Here is an 18,146-nt window from a genome sequence, read left to right as displayed (position 1 = left end):
GCATCATGGTCGAAGAACGCATCGTCGAAGTCGAACGCCCCGTGGGCGCCACGCACACCCACACCACCGTCTACGAAGTTCGTCCGAGTTCGGGCGGCGGCGCCGGGTGGCTGCTGGCCATCGTTGCCATCGTCGCGCTGATCGCGGCGGTCTACATCTTCTCGAACATGTCGAACAGCCGCGCGGCCAAGGACGACGCCATCGCAGGTGCCGCGCGCGATGTCGGCGCGGCGGCCGACAAGGTGGGCAACGCTGCGCAGGATGCCGCCGACAAGGTGACGCAGAAGTAACGCTGCAACTGTAAGCAGAATCGACAGAAGGGCGCACGCGGATCATCCGGGTGCGCCTTTTTGCTGTATTTTTATCACTTGCCTGGCCGAAAGGTGCTGTCAAATTTACCGACGCTTTACGTCCGGGGGATAGTACTGCCGCACAGGCGGCGCGGTCCCCATGACCGGGACGGTGGCGAGCGGAGTGACGGCAGGCAGATGTTCCGGCTTTTCAAGCACTACATTCCCAACGCCGTGATCGTGCTGGCGCTGGTCGATTTCATCCTGCTGATCGTGGCGGGGGAACTCGGCTGGTATCTTCGTGCGCGGCAGATCGGGATGGACCCCGGCATCGCCTCGCAGCGCATTGCGCCGCTGCTCAGCTTCGCGGTGCTGGTGCAGCTCGCGATGATCGCGGTGGGGGTCTATGGCTCCGATGCCTTGCGCTCGATGCGTTATGCCACCGCCCGGCTGCTGGTGGCGGTGAGCCTGGGGATCATCGCGCTGTCGGTGGTCTATTTCCTGCTGCCGGGGCGCACGCTGTGGCGCTCGAACCTGTTCTACGCGATGGGCATCGCGATCGTGCTGCTGGTGTTCGTGCGCGTGGTGCTGGGCGGGGTGCTGGGCACCGCACCGTTCCGGCGGCGCGTGCTGGTGCTGGGCGCGGGCGCGCGGGCAGACCGCCTGCGCAAGCTGGCCGAGCGGCCCGAGGCTGGTTTCGTCATTGTCGGTTATGTCGCCATGAGCGACCAGAAGCACGCCATCGAGGAAGCCATCGCGCGTTCGGCGATCCATAACCTGACGCGTTATGTCGACAACCTCGGCGTGGGCGAGGTGGTGCTGGCGCTGGAGGAGCGGCGCAACGCACTGCCCTTGCAGGACCTGCTGCGGATCAAGACCACCGGCGTCCACGTCAGCGACTTTTCGACCTTCATCGAGCGCGAGACCGGCCGCGTCGATCTCGATACCGTCAACCCCAGCTGGCTGATCTTCTCGGACGGCTTTTCGTCGGGGCGGATGCTGTCGGCTGCGTTCAAGCGGCTGTTCGACGTGATCGTCAGCCTCGCCCTGCTGGTGGCGACGCTGCCGGTTGTCGCGTTGTTCGCCCTGCTGGTGAAGCTAGACAGCCGCGGCCCGGCGTTCTTCCGCCAGACCCGCGTGGGGCTCTATGGCGAGCCGTTCAACCTGATCAAGCTGCGTTCGATGCGCACCGATGCCGAAGTGGACGGTGCGCAGTTCGCGCAGGAAAACGATCCTCGTGTCACGCGCATCGGCCGCTTCATTCGCAAGGTGCGCATCGACGAGTTGCCGCAGGCCTGGACCGTGCTCAAGGGCCACATGAGCTTCGTCGGACCGCGCCCTGAGCGGCCCGAGTTCGTCTCCGAACTGGAGCAGCAGCTACCCTACTATGCCGAGCGGCACATGACCAAGCCGGGCATCACCGGGTGGGCGCAGATCAACTATCCTTATGGCGCGTCGATCGAGGATGCGCGCCACAAGCTCGAATACGACCTCTACTACGCCAAGAACTATTCGCCGTTTCTCGACCTGATCATCCTGTTGCAGACGCTGCGCGTGGTGATCTGGCGCGAAGGCGCGCGTTGAGGAGGGCGGGGCGATGCTGACGCCTCTGGGCTGGAATGGCCTGGGCCAATGGGCCTTCCTGCTGGCCGCGTTCGGAGCCATGCTGCTGGCGGTGTGGTTGGCCGACCGTCGCCGGCGCGGAAAGCCGGCCAGCCGCAGCCAGATCGCCGCGCTGGGGCTGAACGCGCTGTGGTCGCTGTTCGCGGCCGGGATCGGGCAGGAATACCTGGTGACGCAGGCGGCCGAAGTGCTGCGCAACCTTGCCTGGCTGGGCGTGGTCTATGCCCTGTTCGCGCGCGATGGGCGGCACACCAGCGTCGGCCCGGTGCGCCCGGTGCTGATCGTGCTGGCCCTGCTCGAACTGTTCCAGCCCGGCCTGCTGCTGCTCAACGTCCGCTTTTCGGGCATTCCGGCGGCGCAGTCGATGATCTTCCAGATGTCGGTCATGTTCCGCCTGCTGCTGGTGACGGGCGGGCTGGTGCTGGTCCACAACCTCTACGTCGGTGCGCTGTCGGTCCAGCGCGCGGCGGTGCGCTGGACCTGCGCGGCGCTGGCGGTGCTGTGGGGTTACGACCTCAACTATTTCACCATCGCCTATCTCGGCAACCAGATCCCGGCGGAAATGGCCGCGCTGCGCGGGCTCGCCAGCCTGTTCGCGGTGCTGCTGCTGTTCGTGGGCGCGCTGCGCGGGCAATCCATGCTGCGCTTCTCGCCCTCGCGCACGGTGGCGTTCCAGTCGCTCTCGCTGCTGGTGATCGGCGGCTACATGATGGCGATGGTCGCGGCGGCGCAGTCGCTCAGTTGGCTGGGCGGCAATGTCGGCCAGCTGGCGCAACTGGGCTTTGCCTTTGCCACCACCATCGTGGTCGTTGCGCTGGTGCCCTCGCGGCGGTTGCGCGGCTATCTCAACGTCCTGCTGGCCAAGCATTTCTTCCAGCACCGCTATGACTACCGTGCCGAGTGGCTGCGCTTCACTCGCACGATCGGGCGCGGCGGGGCGGGCGCCACGCCGCTGCACGATCGCGTGGTGCAGGCGGTCGCCGACATCACCGACAGCGCTCGCGGGCTGTTGCTGGTGCCGGGCGAACATGGCGAGCTGGTGCTGGCCGCGCGCTGGCAGTGGCCGACCATCGAAGTCCCCGCCGAAGCGATGACCGCCTCCAGCGCCGCGTTCTTCGAACGTCGCGGGTTCATCGTCGATTGCGACGAGATCCGCGCCGGGATCGATCACGAAGGCGAGACCGCGCTGATGCCGCGCTGGCTGGTCGAGGACGAGAGCGTTTGGGCGCTGGTGCCGCTGCTCCACTTCGACCGCCTTGTCGGCCTTGTCGTGCTCGGCCACCCGCCGCTGCCGCGCAAGCTCGATTGGGAGGACTTCGACCTGTTGCGCGTCGTCGGCCAGCAGCTGGCGAGCTACCTTGCCGAGCATGGCGGCCAGATGGCGCTGCTCGAAGCCAGCCGCTTCGACGAGTTCAACCGCCGCATCGCCTTCGTGATGCACGATATCAAGAACCTGGCGAGCCAGCTGGCGCTGCTGTCGCGCAATGCCGAGCGGCATGCCGACAACCCCGAGTTCCGCAAGGACATGCTCGTCACCCTGCGCAGCGCGGCGGACAAGCTAAATGCCCTGCTCGCGCGCCTGTCGCGCTATGGCACGGGCAATGTCGAGCGGCTGGAGGAGATCGACGCGGCCGATGTGATCCGCGCCATCGCCGCGCGCTACGATGCGATGCAGGGGCAGGGGATCGCCGGCTTGCAGACCGTCGACGTCTCGCGCGTCTATGTCACCGATGCCCAGCCGTGCAAGGTGCTGGCCAATCGCGAAACGCTCGAACAGGTGCTGCTGCACCTTGTCCAGAACGCGGTCGATGCCAGCCCGCCGGGCATGGCGGTGTTCCTCCAGACCCGCAGCGAAAGCCTGTGGGGCTATGTCGAGGTGATCGATACCGGCTGCGGCATGAGCGCCGATTTCGTGCGCAACCGCCTGTTCAAGCCCTTCGTCTCGACCAAACAGGGCGGCTTCGGCATTGGCGCGTTCGAGGCGCGCGAACTGGTCACCGCCATGCGAGGGCGGCTCGACGTCGAAAGCCGCGAAGGCCTTGGCAGCCGCTTTACCGTGCGCCTGCCGCTGGCGGCGACGGCCAGTCTCATCGAATCCATGTCCGGCAGCCACGGCCCGGACGACAACGACAACACGAAGAAAGTGGCATGATGGCGGACGAACGCCCCAAACTGCTGATCGTCGAGGACGATCCCGGCCTGCAGGCCCAGCTCAAGTGGGCCTATGAGGATTTCGAGGTGTTCATCGCGGGGGACCGCGCCAGCGCGCTGGCGCTGTTGCGTTCGGAGGAACCGGCGGTGGTCACGCTCGATCTTGGCCTGCCGCCCGATCCCGATGGCACCAGCGAAGGCTTTGCCGTGCTCGATGCGATCACCGCGCTCAAGCCCGATACCAAGGTCGTCGTCGCGTCTGGCCACGGCGCGCGTGAAAGCGCGCAACGCGCGATCGCGCAAGGGGCCTACGACTTCTACCAGAAGCCTGTCGATATCGACGCATTGGGCCTGATCGTGCGCCGCGCGCTCCACGTCCACCGGCTGGAGGTGGAGAACCGCCAGCTGGCCGAGCGCGCGCCGCAGGACAACCGCGTGCTGGGCCGGATGATCACCGGCGCGCCCGAGATGGTCAAGGTCGCCCGCACGATCGAGCGCGTTGCCAACACCAGCGTCTCGGTCATGCTGCTCGGCGCAAGCGGGACCGGCAAGGAACTGCTCGCGCGCGGATTGCACGAAGCTTCCACCCGGTCGAAGGGCGCGTTCATCGCCATCAACTGCGCCGCGATCCCCGAAAACCTGCTCGAAAGCGAACTGTTCGGCCACGAAAAGGGTGCGTTCACCGGCGCAGTCAAGACCACCGAGGGCAAGATCGAACTGGCCGATGGCGGCACGTTGTTCCTCGATGAAGTGGGTGACATCCCGCTCCAGCTTCAGGTCAAGCTGCTGCGCTTCCTGCAGGAACGCACGATCGAGCGCATCGGCGGGCGCAAGTCGATCGAGGTCGACACGCGTATCGTCTGCGCCACGCACCAGAATCTCGACGCGATGATCGCCGATGGCCGTTTCCGCGAAGACCTGTACTATCGCCTGGCCGAAATTGTCGTGCGCATCCCCAGCCTTGCCGAACGCCCCGGCGACGCAACGCTGCTGGCCAAGGTGTTCCTGACGCGCTTTGCCAAGGACATGAACCCGCAGGTCAAGGGCTTCGCTCCCGACGCGCTCGCCGCGATCGACGCATGGGGCTGGCCGGGCAACGTGCGCGAACTGGAAAACCGCGTGAAGCGGGCGGTCATCATGGCCGATGGCAAGCTGGTGACCGCCGCCGATCTCGATCTGGGCGATGGTGCGGACGAGGCGGAGAACCCGCTCAACCTCAAGTCCGCGCGCGAGGCGACCGACCGCAAGGTGATCCGCCACGCGCTGGCGCGCAGCGAAGGCAATATCTCCAGCACTGCGCGCCTTCTGGGGATCAGCCGTCCGACGCTCTATGACTTGCTCAAGCAGTACGACCTGCAGGCCTGATCGGCGCCTTCGGTCGCTGCTCGCGCTCGCCCTGGCGGCGGCGTTGGCCGCACCTGCCAGCGCGGGTGGCGGGCCGATCGAGGCCGCGCGCGCAGCGGCGGTCAAGGCGCTTGCCAAGCGCGATGCCATCGCCGCCGAGGTGATTTTGCGCCAGGCGGTCAAGGCTGGCGCGCCGCTCGATGCGCTGCGCGCGCAACTGGGCGAGGCGTTGCTGCGGCAGGGGGAACGCGGCGAAGCGCGCAAGCTGCTCGTGCAGGGGGCTTTCACCCCTGACAGCGCCGGGCTCGGCTGGCGCGTGCGCGGCCAGCTCGAATTGTCCGAGGGCAACCTGGGCGGCGCGGCACAAGCCTTCGACCGCGCGCTCGCCATCACGCCCAACGACGCCGACTTGTGGACGGAAATCGCCTCCTTGCGCTTTTCAGGCGGCGAACAGGCGCAGGCGGTGGCCGCGGCCGATCATGCCGTCCAGCTCGATCCGCGCAACCCGCGCGCACTGGCGCTGCGGGGCATGCTGATCCGCGAACAGTATGGCCTCGTCGCCGCGCTGCCCTGGTTTGAGGCGGCCTTGCGGCTCCAGCCCGACGACCCCGGCCTGCTCGGTGAATATGCCGCCACGCTGGGCGATATCGGCGAATATCGCGCGATGTTGATCGTGTGCCGCAAGATCATCGACGTGGACCCGAAGAACCCGCGCCCGCTCTACCTTCAGGCCGTGCTGGCCGCGCGGGCAGGCGAAACCGACCTTGCCCGCGCCATCCTGCTGCGCACCGGCACCGCGATGCGCAACGTGCCTGCTGCTATCCTGCTGACAGGCGTGCTCGAATACCGCGCGGGCAACGTCAACGTCGCGGTCGAACAGTTCGACCGCCTCGTCCGCCTCCAGCCAGAAAACGCACAGGCGCGGCGACTGCTCGCTCGTGCGCTCGATCGCATGGGCGATGCGCGGCAGGTGGTCGCGCGCTTCGATGCCGATGCGCAGGCACCCGATGCTGCGCCCTATCTGCTCGACATCGTCGGGCGTTCGTGGTCGCGGCTCGGCCAGCCCGCGCGGGCGAAGGCACTGCTCGCGCGTGCGGCCGTGCATGGCGCGCGCCCGCCCCAGCCGCTGCGTACCGATGCCCCCCTGCCGGTCCTCGCCCAGCGCTACGCCGACGCTCCGCGCTTTGCCGTCAATGCCGTGCCCTATGCGCGTGCGCTGCTGGCCGCGGGCCGCAAGGACGAGGCGCAGGATGTTGCCGACACCCTGCGCGATGCCAACCCCGGCGCCTCCGAAGCCTGGCTGCTGTCGGGCGACGTGCTGATGATGCAAGGGCGCACAGCGGACGCACTCGACGATTATCAGAGCGCCGCCGCGATCCGTTTCACCGAACCCGTCCTGCGCCGCATGGACGCCGCGCTGCGGGCGCTGGGACGGCGGCAGGACGCCAACGGCATGACCTCGCGCTACCTCGCGCAGAATCCGTCGAGCCTTGCCGCCATGAAGCTGCTGGCGGCGGGCTGGCGCGATGGCGGGCCCGCCGATGCCCGCGCCGCACTGGCACGGGCACTGGAGGCGCGCGGGCAAGGGACGTTCATCCGTTAGCCGATTACCTCTCGACAGGCCCGCTCGGCTGCGTCTATTCCCCTTTTCAATCGATCAATTAAATTCATTGGGAGTGGATGATGGCAGGCGCGCTCGAAGGTCTTACGGTTCTGGAATTCGCAGGCATCGGACCGGGGCCGTTCGCCTGCATGATGCTTGCCGACCATGGCGCGAAGGTGATTCGCATCGAACGCCCGGGCAAGCCCGGCCGCCATGGCGACGCCGGCCAGCGCGACATCCTCAACCGCAACCGCGTTCGCATCGAACTGGACCTCAAGGACCCCGCCGCGATTCTCCGCATCCGCGAACTGGTCAAGGAAGCCGACGCCATTGTCGAAGGCTACCGTCCCGGCGTGATGGAGCGCCTTGGGCTCGGTCCCGAGGCCCTGCTCGCCGACAATCCCAAGCTCGTCTACGGCCGCATGACCGGCTGGGGCCAGGACGGTCCGATGGCCCCGCTTGCCGGCCACGACATCAACTACATCGCGCTGTCGGGCGCGCTCCACACCTATGGCCAGGCGGGCGGCAAGCCGCAGTTCCCGGTCAACGCCGTGGGCGATTTCGGCGGCGGCGGCATGGTCATGGCCTTCGGCATCATGGCGGGCGTGTTCTCCGCCCAGCGCACGGGCAAGGGGCAGGTGATCGACGCGGCCATGGTCGATGGCGCGGCGATCCTGTCGGGCATGACCTGGACGTTCTACGGCAACGGCACGTGGAAGGACGAACGCGGCACCAACCTGCTCGATGGCGGCGCGCACTTCTACGACACCTACGAAACCTCGGACGGCAAGTGGATCTCGCTCGGCTCGATCGAGCCGCAGTTCTATGCGCTGCTGATGGAAAAAACCGGCCTGACCGCCGATCCGCAGTTCCAGCGCCAGATGGACCCCACCCAGTGGCCCGAACTGAAGGAGCGCATCGCGGCGCTGATCCTGACGAAGACGCGCGACGAATGGTGCGCGCTGATGGACGGCACCGACATCTGCTTCGCGCCCGTGCTCAGCCTCGCCGAAGCGCCGTCGCATCCGCACAACGTCGCGCGCGGCACCTTCACCACGGTCGAAGGCATGGTCCAGCCGCGCCCCGCGCCGCGCTTCCTCGGTACGCCCGCGCCCGAACCGAAGCTGGCCAGCGTGCCGCTGGATTAAGGCCTTAATCTGCCCGGACGGCGGCCTCGATTTCGCCGTCCGGGAACTTCCGGTTGTGGCGCACCGACCAGTAGAGGGAAGCGCCGATCAGTACCGCGCCGATCAGGCCGGTGACGGTCTCGGGAATTTCGTAGCGCGCCGACGCGAGCATGATGCCGCCCAGTGCGATGATCGCCCAGAATGCGCCGTGTTCCAGATAGCGGTATTCCGACAGCGTCCCGCGCTGGACCAGCAGGATGGTCATCGAGCGCACGAACATCGCGCCGATCGACAGGCCGAGCGCGATCACGATCATGTTGTTCGACAAGGCAAAAGCGCCGATCACGCCGTCGAAGCTGAACGAGGCGTCGAGCACGTTGAGGTAGAGGAACCCACCCAGCCCTGAGCGCACCACCGCGCCCGCCGCCTTCTGCGCGGCGTCGCGCATTTCCAGCACGGTGCCGATGGCCTCCACCGCGATGAACGCCACGATGCCCAGCGCGCCCGATACCATGAAGGTCAGCGCTTCGTGGGGCGGCAGCAGCAGCGAAACGCCCCACAACGCCAACAGCAGCAGGGCGATTTCGGCGGCCTTGACGTTCGAGAACAGCGCCAGCTTTTCCTCGATCCAGTCGATCCAGTGGACGTCCTTTTCATCGTCGAAGAAGAACGAGAGGCCCACCATCGCCAGGAACGCACCGCCAAAGCCCGCGATGCCGATATGCGCGCTGCTGACGATGGCTTCATAACGGGCAGGTTCGCGCAACGAGAGTTGCAACGCCTCGACCGGGCCGATGCCTGCCGCCATGGCGACGATGGCGAGCGGAAACACGATCCGCATCCCGAACACGGCGATCACCATGCCCCAGGTCAGGAATCGCTTCTGCCAGACTTCGTCCATCTCCTCGAGCACCGTGGCGTTCACCACGGCGTTGTCGAACGACAGCGACACTTCGAGCACCGACAGGACGACGACGATCCACACCAGCGACAGCGTCGCCGAAACGGATTGGGTCTGCCACCAGCCATAGGCGACCGCCAGCGCTAGGCAGGCGATGGTGAAAAGGATCGATCCCTTGAAGTTGGCGAGCAGGGATGGGTTGGGCAAGGCGCGTGTATCCTGTTTGACGGTCCGGGCGCGCCTCTAGCCCGCCCGGACAGCGTTCGCAAAGCCTTCAGGGACGCCTAGGTGTCGTTCTACCCCTTTTAGGTGTCGTTCTGTTCAGGCCTTGGGCGCGCGCGGCTGGTAGGTCTGTTCGACCCCGGGGAAAGTGCGGGCACGCACTTCCTTGGCATATTTCGCCGCTGCGCCAGAAATGACTTCGGCAATGTTTTCATAGACTTTGACGAAGCGGGGCACGCGTTCGAACATCCCCAGCATGTCCTCGGTAACCAGCACCTGACCGTCACACTGCGCCGAAGCGCCGATGCCGATGGTCGGGCACGAAACCGCCTGCGTGATTGCGATGGCGATCGGTTCGACGACGCCTTCGATCACGACCGCGAAGGCGCCGGCATCGTCCAGCGCCTTGGCGTCGCCGACGATCTTGGCGGCTTCGGCATCGCTGCGGCCACGTGCATTGTAGCCGCCCAGCACGTTAACCGCCTGCGGGGTCAGTCCGACATGGCCCATCACCGGAATGCCGCGCTGCGTCAGGAAAGCGACCGTGGGCGCCATCGCCTCGCCGCCTTCCAGCTTGATTGCGGCACAACCTGTTTCTTTCAATATCTTGCTGGCATTTTTAAAGGCTTGTTCGGGGCTTTCCTCATACGTGCCGAAGGGCATGTCGACCACCACAGCGGCATGGTACGACCCGCGTACCACCGCCGCACCGTGCGCGATCATCATGTCCAGCGTCACCGGCACACTCGACGGCAGGCCATAGATCACCTGGCCGAGCGAATCTCCGACGAGCAGCAAATCACAATGTGCATCAAGCAGTTGCGCTTGCCTTGCGGTGTAAGCCGTTAACATCACCACGGGGTCTTGCGTGACGCCATCCTGCTTGCGCTGGCGCACGGCGGGGATGGTCAGGCGCTTCATCGGCGCAGGCGTCGGGTTGGCGCGGCTGGTGGCGGTATCGAGCTGGAAGGTGGTGGACATCGGAAAAGTTCTCTCCCTTCAAGGGCAAAGGTTCTAGCCCATGGGCGAAAACCCGCAAGCGTGCGCGCAAGGCTGGGGAAAAAGCGCTTTGCGCAGGTCCGGCGACCCGCTAGCGTCCGGTGGCATAACCTGGTTACTGGTGCAACCACTGCAAGGGGGTGGTGCGTTGCGCCGCCCGCGTTCGGGAGAAATGCATGTTCGGTCGCGTCAAACCACTCGACGCCATTCTGGCCACCGCAGAGAAAAAAGGCCTCCATCGCTCGCTAGGTCCTGTTCAGCTGACCCTGCTCGGGGTCGGTGCGATCATCGGCACAGGCATCTTCGTGCTGACCGCTGCCGCCGCGCAGAAGGCCGGGCCTGGCATGATGTGGAGCTTCGTCATTGCGGGCTTCGTCTGCGCGGTCGCGGCGCTCTGCTATTCGGAACTGGCCTCGATGGTGCCGGTTTCGGGATCTGCCTATACTTACAGCTACGCCGTGGTCGGCGAACTGCTGGCCTGGATGGTCGGCTGGGCGCTGATCCTCGAATACGCGGTGGCAGCATCTGCTGTTTCCGTGGGTTGGTCTGGCTACTTCATGGGGCTTGTAAAGAGTCTTACCGGGTTCGAACTGCCCGACATGCTGAGGGCCGGACCGACCTGGACAATGAACGGGTACATTCCCCATCCCGATTTCTCGACCGGGCTGATCAACGTTCCTGCAATCTTCGTCGCGCTGGCGGTCACCGCGTTGCTGGTGCGCGGGACCAAGGAAAGCGCCACGTTCAACGCGGTGTTGGTGGCGATCAAGGTCGCTGCGCTGACAATGTTCATCTTCCTGACGCTGCCGGTGCTTGATCGTGCGCACTTCGCCCCGTTTGCGCCCAATGGCTGGTTCGGCCCGGCGGGCACCTCGGGCATGGGCATCGTCGGCGCTGCCTCGTCGATCTTCTTTGCCTATGTCGGTTTCGACGCGGTTTCTACCGCGGCGGAAGAGACCAAGAACCCCCAGCGCAACGTTCCCATTGGCCTGATCGGCAGCCTTGCCATCTGCACCGTGTTCTACCTGCTCGTCGCCGCTGGTGCGATCGGCGCGATCGGCGCGCAGCCGGCGGGTCTTGGCATCGCTCCGGGATCGGCCGAGTTTGCCCAGCAGTGCGCGCAGCTTGCCGCGCAAGGGCAGCAGCCGCTGGTCTGCTCGAACGAGGCGCTGGCGCACGTTCTGCGCGCGATCAACTATTCGTGGGCGGGCGACCTGATCGGCCTGGCCGCGAACCTCGCGCTGCCCTCGGTCATCCTGATGATGATGTTCGGCCAGACCCGCATCTTCTTCGTGATGGCGCGCGATGGGCTGCTGCCCGAAAAGCTCGCCAGCGTGCACCCGAAGTGGAAGACGCCGCACGTCGTGACGATGGTGACCGGCGTGTTCGTGGCGATTGCCGCCGCGCTGCTGCCGGTGGGCCAACTGGCTGACATCTCGAACTCGGGCACGCTGTTCGCCTTCTTCATGGTGGCGGTCGCCGTGCTGATCCTGCGCCTGCGCGATCCCAACCGCGTTCGTCCTTTCCGCACCCCGCTTGTGTGGGTAATCGGGCCGATCGCGGCGGCGGGCTGCGTGTTCCTGTTCTTCAACCTGCCGTTCGAAGCGATGATCGTGCTGCCGGTGTGGGGCGCGATCGGGCTGCTGTTCTACTTCGCCTATGGCTACCGCATGAGCCATGTCGGGCGCGGGCTGGTCGAGGTCCACGAAGAGGACAGCGACGTTCCGCCGCAGCCGGTTCCGCCGGTGGCCTGATCGGCGCCATACCGCATGAAAAAGGGCGTCTCCCCCGCGCGGGAGGCGCCCTTTTCACATGGGAAGGCTTGTCAGAGCGTCGTCTGCGCGAAGCCGCCCTTGATGTCGTCGGTCACGTTCATGCCCAGAGCCATCTTCACGGTGTTGAGCGCGCCGACTTCGCCCGCCCAGATCGAGGCATCGCCCAGATCCATGCGCAGCATCAGCAGGTTCGGATCGTCCTTGCCGCCGGGAAACCACGCCTCGACGAAGGTGCTCCACTGTTCGTCCAGCCGTTCCCGGCTGGTTTCCTCGACCAGCGTCCCGGCAAAGCGTGCGAACAAGTCATGACCCTTGGACGCAAACGTGGCGGTTGCCGCGCCCATGCGGGCGAAGCGGTTGTCGCGTGAGGTGAAGAACCAGATCGCGCTGTCCGCGTGGCGGTCGAGCTGGGCAGTCATCGGCGCCGCCGAATCCGGATCCTGATCGAGCTGGAGCATGAGATACGGGGAGGCCGACAGCGCCTTCCAGAACTTTTCCTTCAATTCCTGCGGGTTGCCCTGATCATATTTCATCGCATCCATCCTGTTGCTTCATCCAAGGGTCGAAACGGCAGGCAGGCCCGGCTGGTTCCGTTCCCGGCCCGAATGGGCAGCGGCGCAGGCGGTGGCGCGCAGGGGCTGGTCACGGCGGTGGCGGGAACATATAAAGAACAAATGGCGCAGCAATCCGTGATGGAACGACTCGAGATCCTGGCCGATGCGGCAAAGTATGATGCCTCGTGCGCATCGTCCGGCACGGCCAAACGCAACAGCAAGGACGGCAAGGGCATCGGTTCGACCGAAGGCATGGGCATCTGCCATGCCTATGCGCCTGATGGTCGATGTATCTCTCTGCTCAAGATCCTGCTGACCAACCACTGCGTGTTCGATTGCCACTACTGCATCAACCGCAAGAGTTCGAACACGCGCCGCGCGCGGTTCACGCCGCAGGAAGTGGTCGACCTGACGCTGGCGTTCTATCGCCGCAATTATATCGAAGGACTGTTCCTTTCTTCGGGCATCCTCAAAAGCTCCAGCCACACCATGGAGCAGTTGATAGAAGTCGCCCGTATCCTGCGGGAAGAGCACGATTTTCGTGGCTACATTCACCTTAAGACGATTCCCGAAGCGGACCCGGAACTGGTCGCGCAGGCGGGGCTTTATGCCGATCGCGTCTCGATCAATGTCGAACTGCCCACCGTCGCCGGGCTGACCCGACTCGCGCCCGACAAGTCAGCGGTGCAGATCGAAGGCGCGATGGGCACGGTCAAGGATGCGATCGTCGAGGCAAAGGATGCGCGGCGGCGGTTCCGGTCTGCGCCCCGGTTTGCGCCCGCCGGGCAATCGACGCAGATGATCGTGGGCGCCGACGCAGCCAGCGATGTCGATATCGTCGGGCGCGCCAGCACGCTTTACGGCCGCTTTGCCTTGCGCCGCGTGTACTACTCGGCGTTCAGCCCGATCCCTGACGCCAGCGCGGTGCTGCCGCTGAAACGTCCGCCGCTGATCCGCGAGCATCGGCTCTACCAGTCGGACTGGCTGATGCGCTTCTATGGCTATGCGCCACAGGAAGTGCAGCAGGCGGCGGACGAGGGGGGGATGCTGCCGCTCGACATCGACCCCAAGCTCGCCTGGGCACTCAAGTTTCGTGAGCGCTTCCCGGTCGATTGCAACCGCGCCCCGCGCGAGGCACTGCTGCGCGTGCCGGGGTTGGGGGTGAAGGCGGTGAATGCGATCCTGGCGGCGCGGTGCCAGCGCCGGTTGCGGCTGGAAGACGTGGGGCGGCTGACCGTATCGCTGGCCAAGGTGCGCCCGTTCATCGTCACCGAGGACTGGCGGCCGGTGCTGTTGACCGATCGCGCCGACTTGCGCGCTTTGGTGGCACCGAGGAAGGCCGAGCAACTCGAACTGTTCGTGGGGTGAGGTCATTGCCGTCTCCGGCTGATGATTTTGAAGCGTGGCGCGACCGCGCGCGCGACCTGCTGCGCGCGGGCACGCCGCCCGATCACGCTACGTGGGATGCGGCAGCCGGTGATCTGTTTGCGCTCCCGGTGCCGGAGCAAGGGGGAGCGGCGGTTGATACGCATCAGCCACGCGTGGCTCTGGCCTTCATGCAGGTTGCGCAAAGCGTATTTCTTCACTCTGATCCAGAACGATTTTCCTTGCTATATCGCCTGCTCTGGAGACTTCAGGGGCAGCCGCGGTTGATGGAGGACCAGGCCGACCCCGACGTGCGCCGTGCGGAGCGGCTGGCGCAGCAGGTGCGGCGCGATATCCACAAGATGCGCGCCTTCCTGCGCTTCCGCGCGGTCGAGGAGCCGGACGGAAGCGAGCGCTACGTCGCGTGGTTCGAACCCGACCACCACATCCTGCGCGCCAATGCCGGGTTCTTCGTGCGGCGTTTCACTACCATGCGCTGGTCGATCCTGACGCCACTGGGATCGCTGCACTGGGACGGCGAGACCTTGCAGGAAGGCCCGCCCGCGCAGGCAGCCGATGCGCCGGCTGGTGATCCGACCGAGGACTTGTGGCGCGGCTACTATGCGTCGATCTTCAACCCGGCGCGTTTGAAAGTCGGAGCCATGCTCAAGGAGATGCCCCGACGGTACTGGAAGAACATGCCCGAGGCGGCGCTTATTCCCCAGCTAATCGCTACGGCACAGGCGCGCGAGGCGAGGATGGTGGCGCAAGGATCGCCGGAAATGGGCGAGCGGCCCGATACCTTACGCGAAATCGCCGAACTGGTTCAGGCGTGTCGGCGCTGTCCGATCGGGTGCAACGGCACGCAGGCGGTGGCGGGCGAGGGGCCGGACCGGGCTGGGCTGATGATCGTGGGCGAGCAGCCGGGCGATGTCGAAGAGCAGGCCGGGCGCCCCTTCGTGGGGCCCGCGGGGCAGGTGTTGCGCACGCATCTGGACGAGGCTGGCATCGATCTGCCCCGCGCCTACCTGACCAACGCGGTCAAGCACTTCAAGTTCACGCCCACCGGCAAACGCCGCCTGCACCAATCGCCCACTGCGGGGGAGATCGACACCTGCCGCTGGTGGCTGGAAGGTGAACGCGTCCTCGTGCGCCCGCGCGTGATCCTTGCGCTGGGCGCCAGCGCGGCGCGGGGGCTGCTGGGGCGGACTGTCAGCGTGCAGAAGGAACGCGGTCGCCCGCATGTGCTGGAGGACGGCGCGGAGCTGTGGATCACCACGCACCCTAGCTATCTGCTGCGCCTGACGGACGAGGCCAGGGCAACCGAGGAGCGGCGCTTCGCCGAAGACCTGCGCGCCGTCGCCGGCCGGGTGCGCGTGCAGGCGGCCTGACGCGCGGCTCAGGTGCGCAGGCGTTCGATCCCCTGTGCCAGCGCGACATAGAGCTTGCCCATGTCGGACGAGAGCAGCGTGACGCCCAGCGCATTGCCGTCGCGGGTGGAGAGCAACTGGCGCAGCATCCCCTCGAAGTCGTGGACGAAGCGGTTGACGTGTTCACGGAACTCGGCGTCGGTTTCGTAGTGCTGCTGCACCGCGCGCGCCTCGCCGCCTTCCAGCAGCGACACCGCGCGGCGGGTGAAGATGCCCCGGTCGCCGCGCAGGTACGAGGCCCACGCCGTTTCCGAGACATCGGCCGACAGCGCCTTGGCGATGTCGATCGCGGTGGAGTTCAGCGATTCGGTGATCAACGCGGCGCGGCGCGCGAAATCGTTGTCGACCTGTTCCTGCGCGCGATCACGGGCCCGCGTGACGCGGTCTTCGAGCGCGGTCGCCAGTTCGTCGACCTTGGCGAGTTGCTCGGTCATCTGCAGTGCGGTGTCGCGGCTGGCGGCGGCGGCGGTATCGATGGCGTCTTCCAGCCGCGCGACAAGTTCGGCCCCACGGCCCTGCAGCACCCGCATGATGGCGGCCTGGCTCTCTTCGCCAAGGCGTTCGGCCATGGCGTCGATCTCGGTCGCGGTGCCATCGCGCAGCGATGCGCCAGCCTGTTCGGCGGCTTCGGACAGCTTCGCGACCGCCCCGGAAAGGCGGGCCTCGATGTCCTGCGACAGCGCTTCGCCCTCGTTCCGGGCGGCGGCGAGAACCTCGCGCAGCGTGGCGAGCCGGGCTTCCTGCTCGGTGGCGCGGCGGGCGAAGGCCTCCTGCATCCGCGCGATTTCGCTGTCGATCGCGCCGACGTCGCCGCGCGTATCGGCCATGCGTTCGGACAAGGCGCGACCGCTGTCGCCCGCTTCGCGCAAGGTGTCGCGCAATGCGAAGACGCGGTCCTCGATCCTGTGGAGGCCCGCCTCGGTGCTGCGCAGCGCTTCGGGGATCTGGGTGCGGGTGTGATCGCCACCGGCCTGGATCAGTTCGAGCAGGCGCACGGCGGATTCGGTGAGCTTGCCGATCTGCGCATCGGTGCCGCCCAGCGCCTCGCGCATCTGGCCGAGCCGCGCGTTGAGCATGTCCATCGCGCGGTCGACGGCGGTGGCGGTCTGTTCCCCTTGATCGCCCGAGGCGCGCATCGTCGCCGAAAAGGCGGAGACGCGGGTGGCCACGGCGTCGCAATGTTCGGCGAGGAGGCGTGCCTCCTCGCGCTGGCGTTCGCGCTGGGCGTCCACCGCCGTATCGAGCCGCGCGAGCGTGTCAGCCAGCGTTTCGGCGGCGCTCGCCCCGGCGGCGGCGATGGCCGCGCGGCGGTCCGCGATGAGGCGGTCGAGTTCGGCGAGGCGCTGGTGCAGAGCGTCGCGCTGGCTCTCGAAATCGCGTTCGAGCTGCGCGCGGCGGCTGGCGAGCGCGGCGTCGAGCTGCTCGGCCTCTGCCGACAGCGCGCGCGCGCGCATTTCCAGCCCGGCGAGCGCGGCCTGTTCGGTGGCGTCCAGCGTTGCGTTGTGGCTGGCACTCTGGCGTTCGAGCGCGGCGAAGCGGGCGTCGGCCACCGCGCCGATGCGGTTGGCAGCCTCGTCGAAGGCGGCAAGCGCTGCATCGACCCGCTCGCGCACCTGGCCCACCTGCCGTTCGCTGGCGACGCCGAATTCGTTGAGGCGCTGGAAGCCGTTGACCAGATCCTCGATCTGGACATGGGCGGAGCGGCCCGCACTGGCGATGTTGTTGGTCACATCCTTGGCGGCATTGGCGATGACCGGCAGCTGGGTGCGCAGCTTCTCCATGTTGTCGAGCGCATGGTCGGCCACCTCTCCGATGCGATCGACTTGCGCGCCGTTCCCGGTGATCAGCTCCTGCAAGCGTCCGGCCGAGCCCGACAGGCGATCGACCGCGATGCGGCCCAGCGCCTCGAGATCGCGGCTTTGCGCCGCGATGAAGTCGCGCGCCAGCGACAGTTCGGTATTGACCGAGACCAGCCGGGTCTCGAGCCGTTCGGATTCTAGTGCAAGCAGGCGCGCGGCATCGTTGAACCGCACTGCCTCGCGCCGGGAACTGCGCAGAACGATCAGCAGCACGACCAGCACCAGCAGCACAGGCATCGTCCAAGTGGCGATCAGTTGTGCGCCATCGGCGGGGGTGACCCCAGCCTGCAGGCGGGGCAGGCTGGCCCAGATGAAGAAGGCGCTCCAGCCTGCAACGGCAAGGCCCGCGACGAACGGGGCGATCGCGCGGCGAGACTCGGCCGGTTGTTCCTCCGGCGTATCCAGTTCCAGCGGTTCGGGCGCGATCATGCGCGTCTCCACGCCATCCTCGCCCTTTGCCACAGCCTCGACCGCGGGGCTGTCGCCCACGCTGCCGTCTATCGGAATGATCCGCGATCCCCCAGTCATGACGAAGTCATACCACGCTTCCGCCCTATCCTTAAACCCCGCCTTAACCCGCATAGCCGAAGGTTCGTCGCATGGCGTACCTTGGTTATCCGATCGACGCGAATCTAGCCGCCGCCGCCGGGGAGGATCCCGAGCTGTTTCGCGTGCTCGGCATGGCCTTTGCCGAAAGCGCGCGCGCGCAGCTGGATCTGCTCCAGCGCGCCCGCTGCGACGCCAACTGGCGCACGGCGGCCTTGCGCATGCAGAACCTTGCCGCCAGCTTCCACGCGTCGGAATTGATGGCGCTGGCAGAGGAAGCCGCAGCCGGGGCGCCGGGTGACCCTGCAATTGTGCGCCGGATCGGCGCGCTTCTGGCTGACTGGCCCGCCTGAGATC

General features: G+C 66.6%; 14 protein-coding genes. 10 read left to right on the top strand and 4 right to left on the bottom strand.

The features are described from left to right. The first annotated feature begins 5 nt into the window (after nucleotides 1–5). From K3A84_RS03135 to K3A84_RS03110, 6 genes are all read left to right on the top strand, one after another. Entirely contained in the window at nucleotides 6–290 is a 285-nt protein-coding gene (locus K3A84_RS03135) for a hypothetical protein (protein ID WP_225007779.1), read from the top strand. A 198-nt stretch (nucleotides 291–488) separates the two neighbouring features. Beyond that, nucleotides 489–1,874, top strand: a complete 1,386-nt coding sequence (locus K3A84_RS03130) for a TIGR03013 family XrtA/PEP-CTERM system glycosyltransferase (protein ID WP_225007776.1) — start codon at nucleotides 489–491, stop codon at nucleotides 1,872–1,874. 13 nt (nucleotides 1,875–1,887) lie between these two features. Continuing rightward, nucleotides 1,888–4,065 carry an XrtA/PEP-CTERM system histidine kinase PrsK gene (prsK, locus tag K3A84_RS03125; RefSeq protein WP_225007774.1) on the top strand — a complete coding sequence of 726 codons (2,178 nt, stop codon included), beginning with the start codon at nucleotides 1,888–1,890 and terminating at the stop codon, nucleotides 4,063–4,065. Beyond that, nucleotides 4,065–5,429, top strand: a complete 1,365-nt coding sequence (gene prsR / locus K3A84_RS03120; RefSeq protein ID WP_225008131.1) for a PEP-CTERM-box response regulator transcription factor — start codon at nucleotides 4,065–4,067, stop codon at nucleotides 5,427–5,429. The genes prsK and prsR overlap by 1 nt, the downstream gene beginning before the upstream one ends. Nucleotides 5,430–5,472: 43 nt before the next feature. Further along, nucleotides 5,473–7,011: a tetratricopeptide repeat protein gene (locus K3A84_RS03115; RefSeq protein ID WP_225007771.1), complete on the top strand. Its 1,539-nt coding sequence runs from the start codon at nucleotides 5,473–5,475 to the stop codon at nucleotides 7,009–7,011. 80 nt (nucleotides 7,012–7,091) lie between these two features. Then, entirely contained in the window at nucleotides 7,092–8,159 is a 1,068-nt protein-coding gene (locus K3A84_RS03110; protein WP_225008130.1) for a CaiB/BaiF CoA transferase family protein, read from the top strand. 4 nt (nucleotides 8,160–8,163) lie between these two features. On the opposite strand, the gene K3A84_RS03105 is transcribed toward K3A84_RS03110, so the two are convergent. Continuing rightward, nucleotides 8,164–9,231: a DUF475 domain-containing protein gene (locus K3A84_RS03105; RefSeq protein ID WP_225008129.1), complete on the bottom strand. Its 1,068-nt coding sequence runs from the start codon at nucleotides 9,229–9,231 to the stop codon at nucleotides 8,164–8,166. Nucleotides 9,232–9,360: 129 nt separating this feature from the next. Further along, a complete protein-coding gene (panB, locus tag K3A84_RS03100; protein ID WP_225007767.1) occupies nucleotides 9,361–10,242 on the bottom strand; it encodes a 3-methyl-2-oxobutanoate hydroxymethyltransferase in 882 nt (293 codons plus the stop codon). Between the two features lie 194 nt (nucleotides 10,243–10,436). On the opposite strand from panB, the gene K3A84_RS03095 reads away from it, so the two are divergent. Then, entirely contained in the window at nucleotides 10,437–12,014 is a 1,578-nt protein-coding gene (locus tag K3A84_RS03095; protein ID WP_225007765.1) for an amino acid permease, read from the top strand. 71 nt (nucleotides 12,015–12,085) lie between these two features. On the opposite strand, the gene K3A84_RS03090 is transcribed toward K3A84_RS03095, so the two are convergent. After that, complete coding sequence (locus K3A84_RS03090) at nucleotides 12,086–12,568, bottom strand: pyridoxamine 5'-phosphate oxidase family protein (RefSeq protein WP_225007763.1); 483 nt, start codon at nucleotides 12,566–12,568, stop codon at nucleotides 12,086–12,088. A 141-nt stretch (nucleotides 12,569–12,709) separates the two neighbouring features. Between K3A84_RS03090 and K3A84_RS03085 the strand changes: the two genes are divergently transcribed. Together K3A84_RS03085 and K3A84_RS03080 are read left to right on the top strand one after the other, a co-directional pair. Then, nucleotides 12,710–13,957 carry a putative DNA modification/repair radical SAM protein gene (locus K3A84_RS03085; RefSeq protein ID WP_225007760.1) on the top strand — a complete coding sequence of 416 codons (1,248 nt, stop codon included), beginning with the start codon at nucleotides 12,710–12,712 and terminating at the stop codon, nucleotides 13,955–13,957. Then, complete coding sequence (locus K3A84_RS03080) at nucleotides 13,954–15,345, top strand: UdgX family uracil-DNA binding protein (protein WP_225007758.1); 1,392 nt, start codon at nucleotides 13,954–13,956, stop codon at nucleotides 15,343–15,345. Before K3A84_RS03085 ends, K3A84_RS03080 begins: the two co-directional genes overlap by 4 nt. Nucleotides 15,346–15,353: 8 nt before the next feature. Here the strand turns inward: K3A84_RS03080 and K3A84_RS03075 are convergent, their stop codons facing one another. Then, nucleotides 15,354–17,771: a hypothetical protein gene (locus K3A84_RS03075; RefSeq protein ID WP_225007756.1), complete on the bottom strand. Its 2,418-nt coding sequence runs from the start codon at nucleotides 17,769–17,771 to the stop codon at nucleotides 15,354–15,356. 71 nt (nucleotides 17,772–17,842) lie between these two features. On the opposite strand from K3A84_RS03075, the gene K3A84_RS03070 reads away from it, so the two are divergent. After that, nucleotides 17,843–18,142 (top strand): Hpt domain-containing protein, encoded by a 300-nt coding sequence (locus K3A84_RS03070; protein ID WP_225007754.1) that lies wholly within the window; start codon nucleotides 17,843–17,845, stop codon nucleotides 18,140–18,142. Nucleotides 18,143–18,146: the final 4 nt, after the last annotated feature.

It is taken from the genome of Novosphingobium percolationis, from assembly GCF_020179425.1.
Taxonomy (GTDB): Bacteria; Pseudomonadota; Alphaproteobacteria; order Sphingomonadales; family Sphingomonadaceae; genus Novosphingobium; species Novosphingobium percolationis.
This window is presented reverse-complemented; position numbering and strand designations above follow the sequence as displayed.

Bases quoted from the DNA above. Each gene is read 5' to 3' on its own strand.
- K3A84_RS03070 (WP_225007754.1), top strand. From the start codon at position 17,843: ATGGCGTACCTTGGTTATCCGATCGACGCGAATCTAGCCGCCGCCGCC.
- K3A84_RS03095 (WP_225007765.1), top strand. From the start codon at position 10,437: ATGTTCGGTCGCGTCAAACCACTCGACGCCATTCTGGCCACCGCAGAG.
- K3A84_RS03130 (WP_225007776.1), top strand. From the start codon at position 489: ATGTTCCGGCTTTTCAAGCACTACATTCCCAACGCCGTGATCGTGCTG.
- K3A84_RS03090 (WP_225007763.1), bottom strand. From the start codon at position 12,568: ATGAAATATGATCAGGGCAACCCGCAGGAATTGAAGGAAAAGTTCTGG.
- K3A84_RS03110 (WP_225008130.1), top strand. From the start codon at position 7,092: ATGGCAGGCGCGCTCGAAGGTCTTACGGTTCTGGAATTCGCAGGCATC.
- prsR (WP_225008131.1), top strand. From the start codon at position 4,065: ATGGCGGACGAACGCCCCAAACTGCTGATCGTCGAGGACGATCCCGGC.
- K3A84_RS03135 (WP_225007779.1), top strand. From the start codon at position 6: ATGGTCGAAGAACGCATCGTCGAAGTCGAACGCCCCGTGGGCGCCACG.
- panB (WP_225007767.1), bottom strand. From the start codon at position 10,242: ATGTCCACCACCTTCCAGCTCGATACCGCCACCAGCCGCGCCAACCCG.
- prsK (WP_225007774.1), top strand. From the start codon at position 1,888: ATGCTGACGCCTCTGGGCTGGAATGGCCTGGGCCAATGGGCCTTCCTG.
- K3A84_RS03075 (WP_225007756.1), bottom strand. From the start codon at position 17,771: ATGACTGGGGGATCGCGGATCATTCCGATAGACGGCAGCGTGGGCGAC.
- K3A84_RS03085 (WP_225007760.1), top strand. From the start codon at position 12,710: ATGGCGCAGCAATCCGTGATGGAACGACTCGAGATCCTGGCCGATGCG.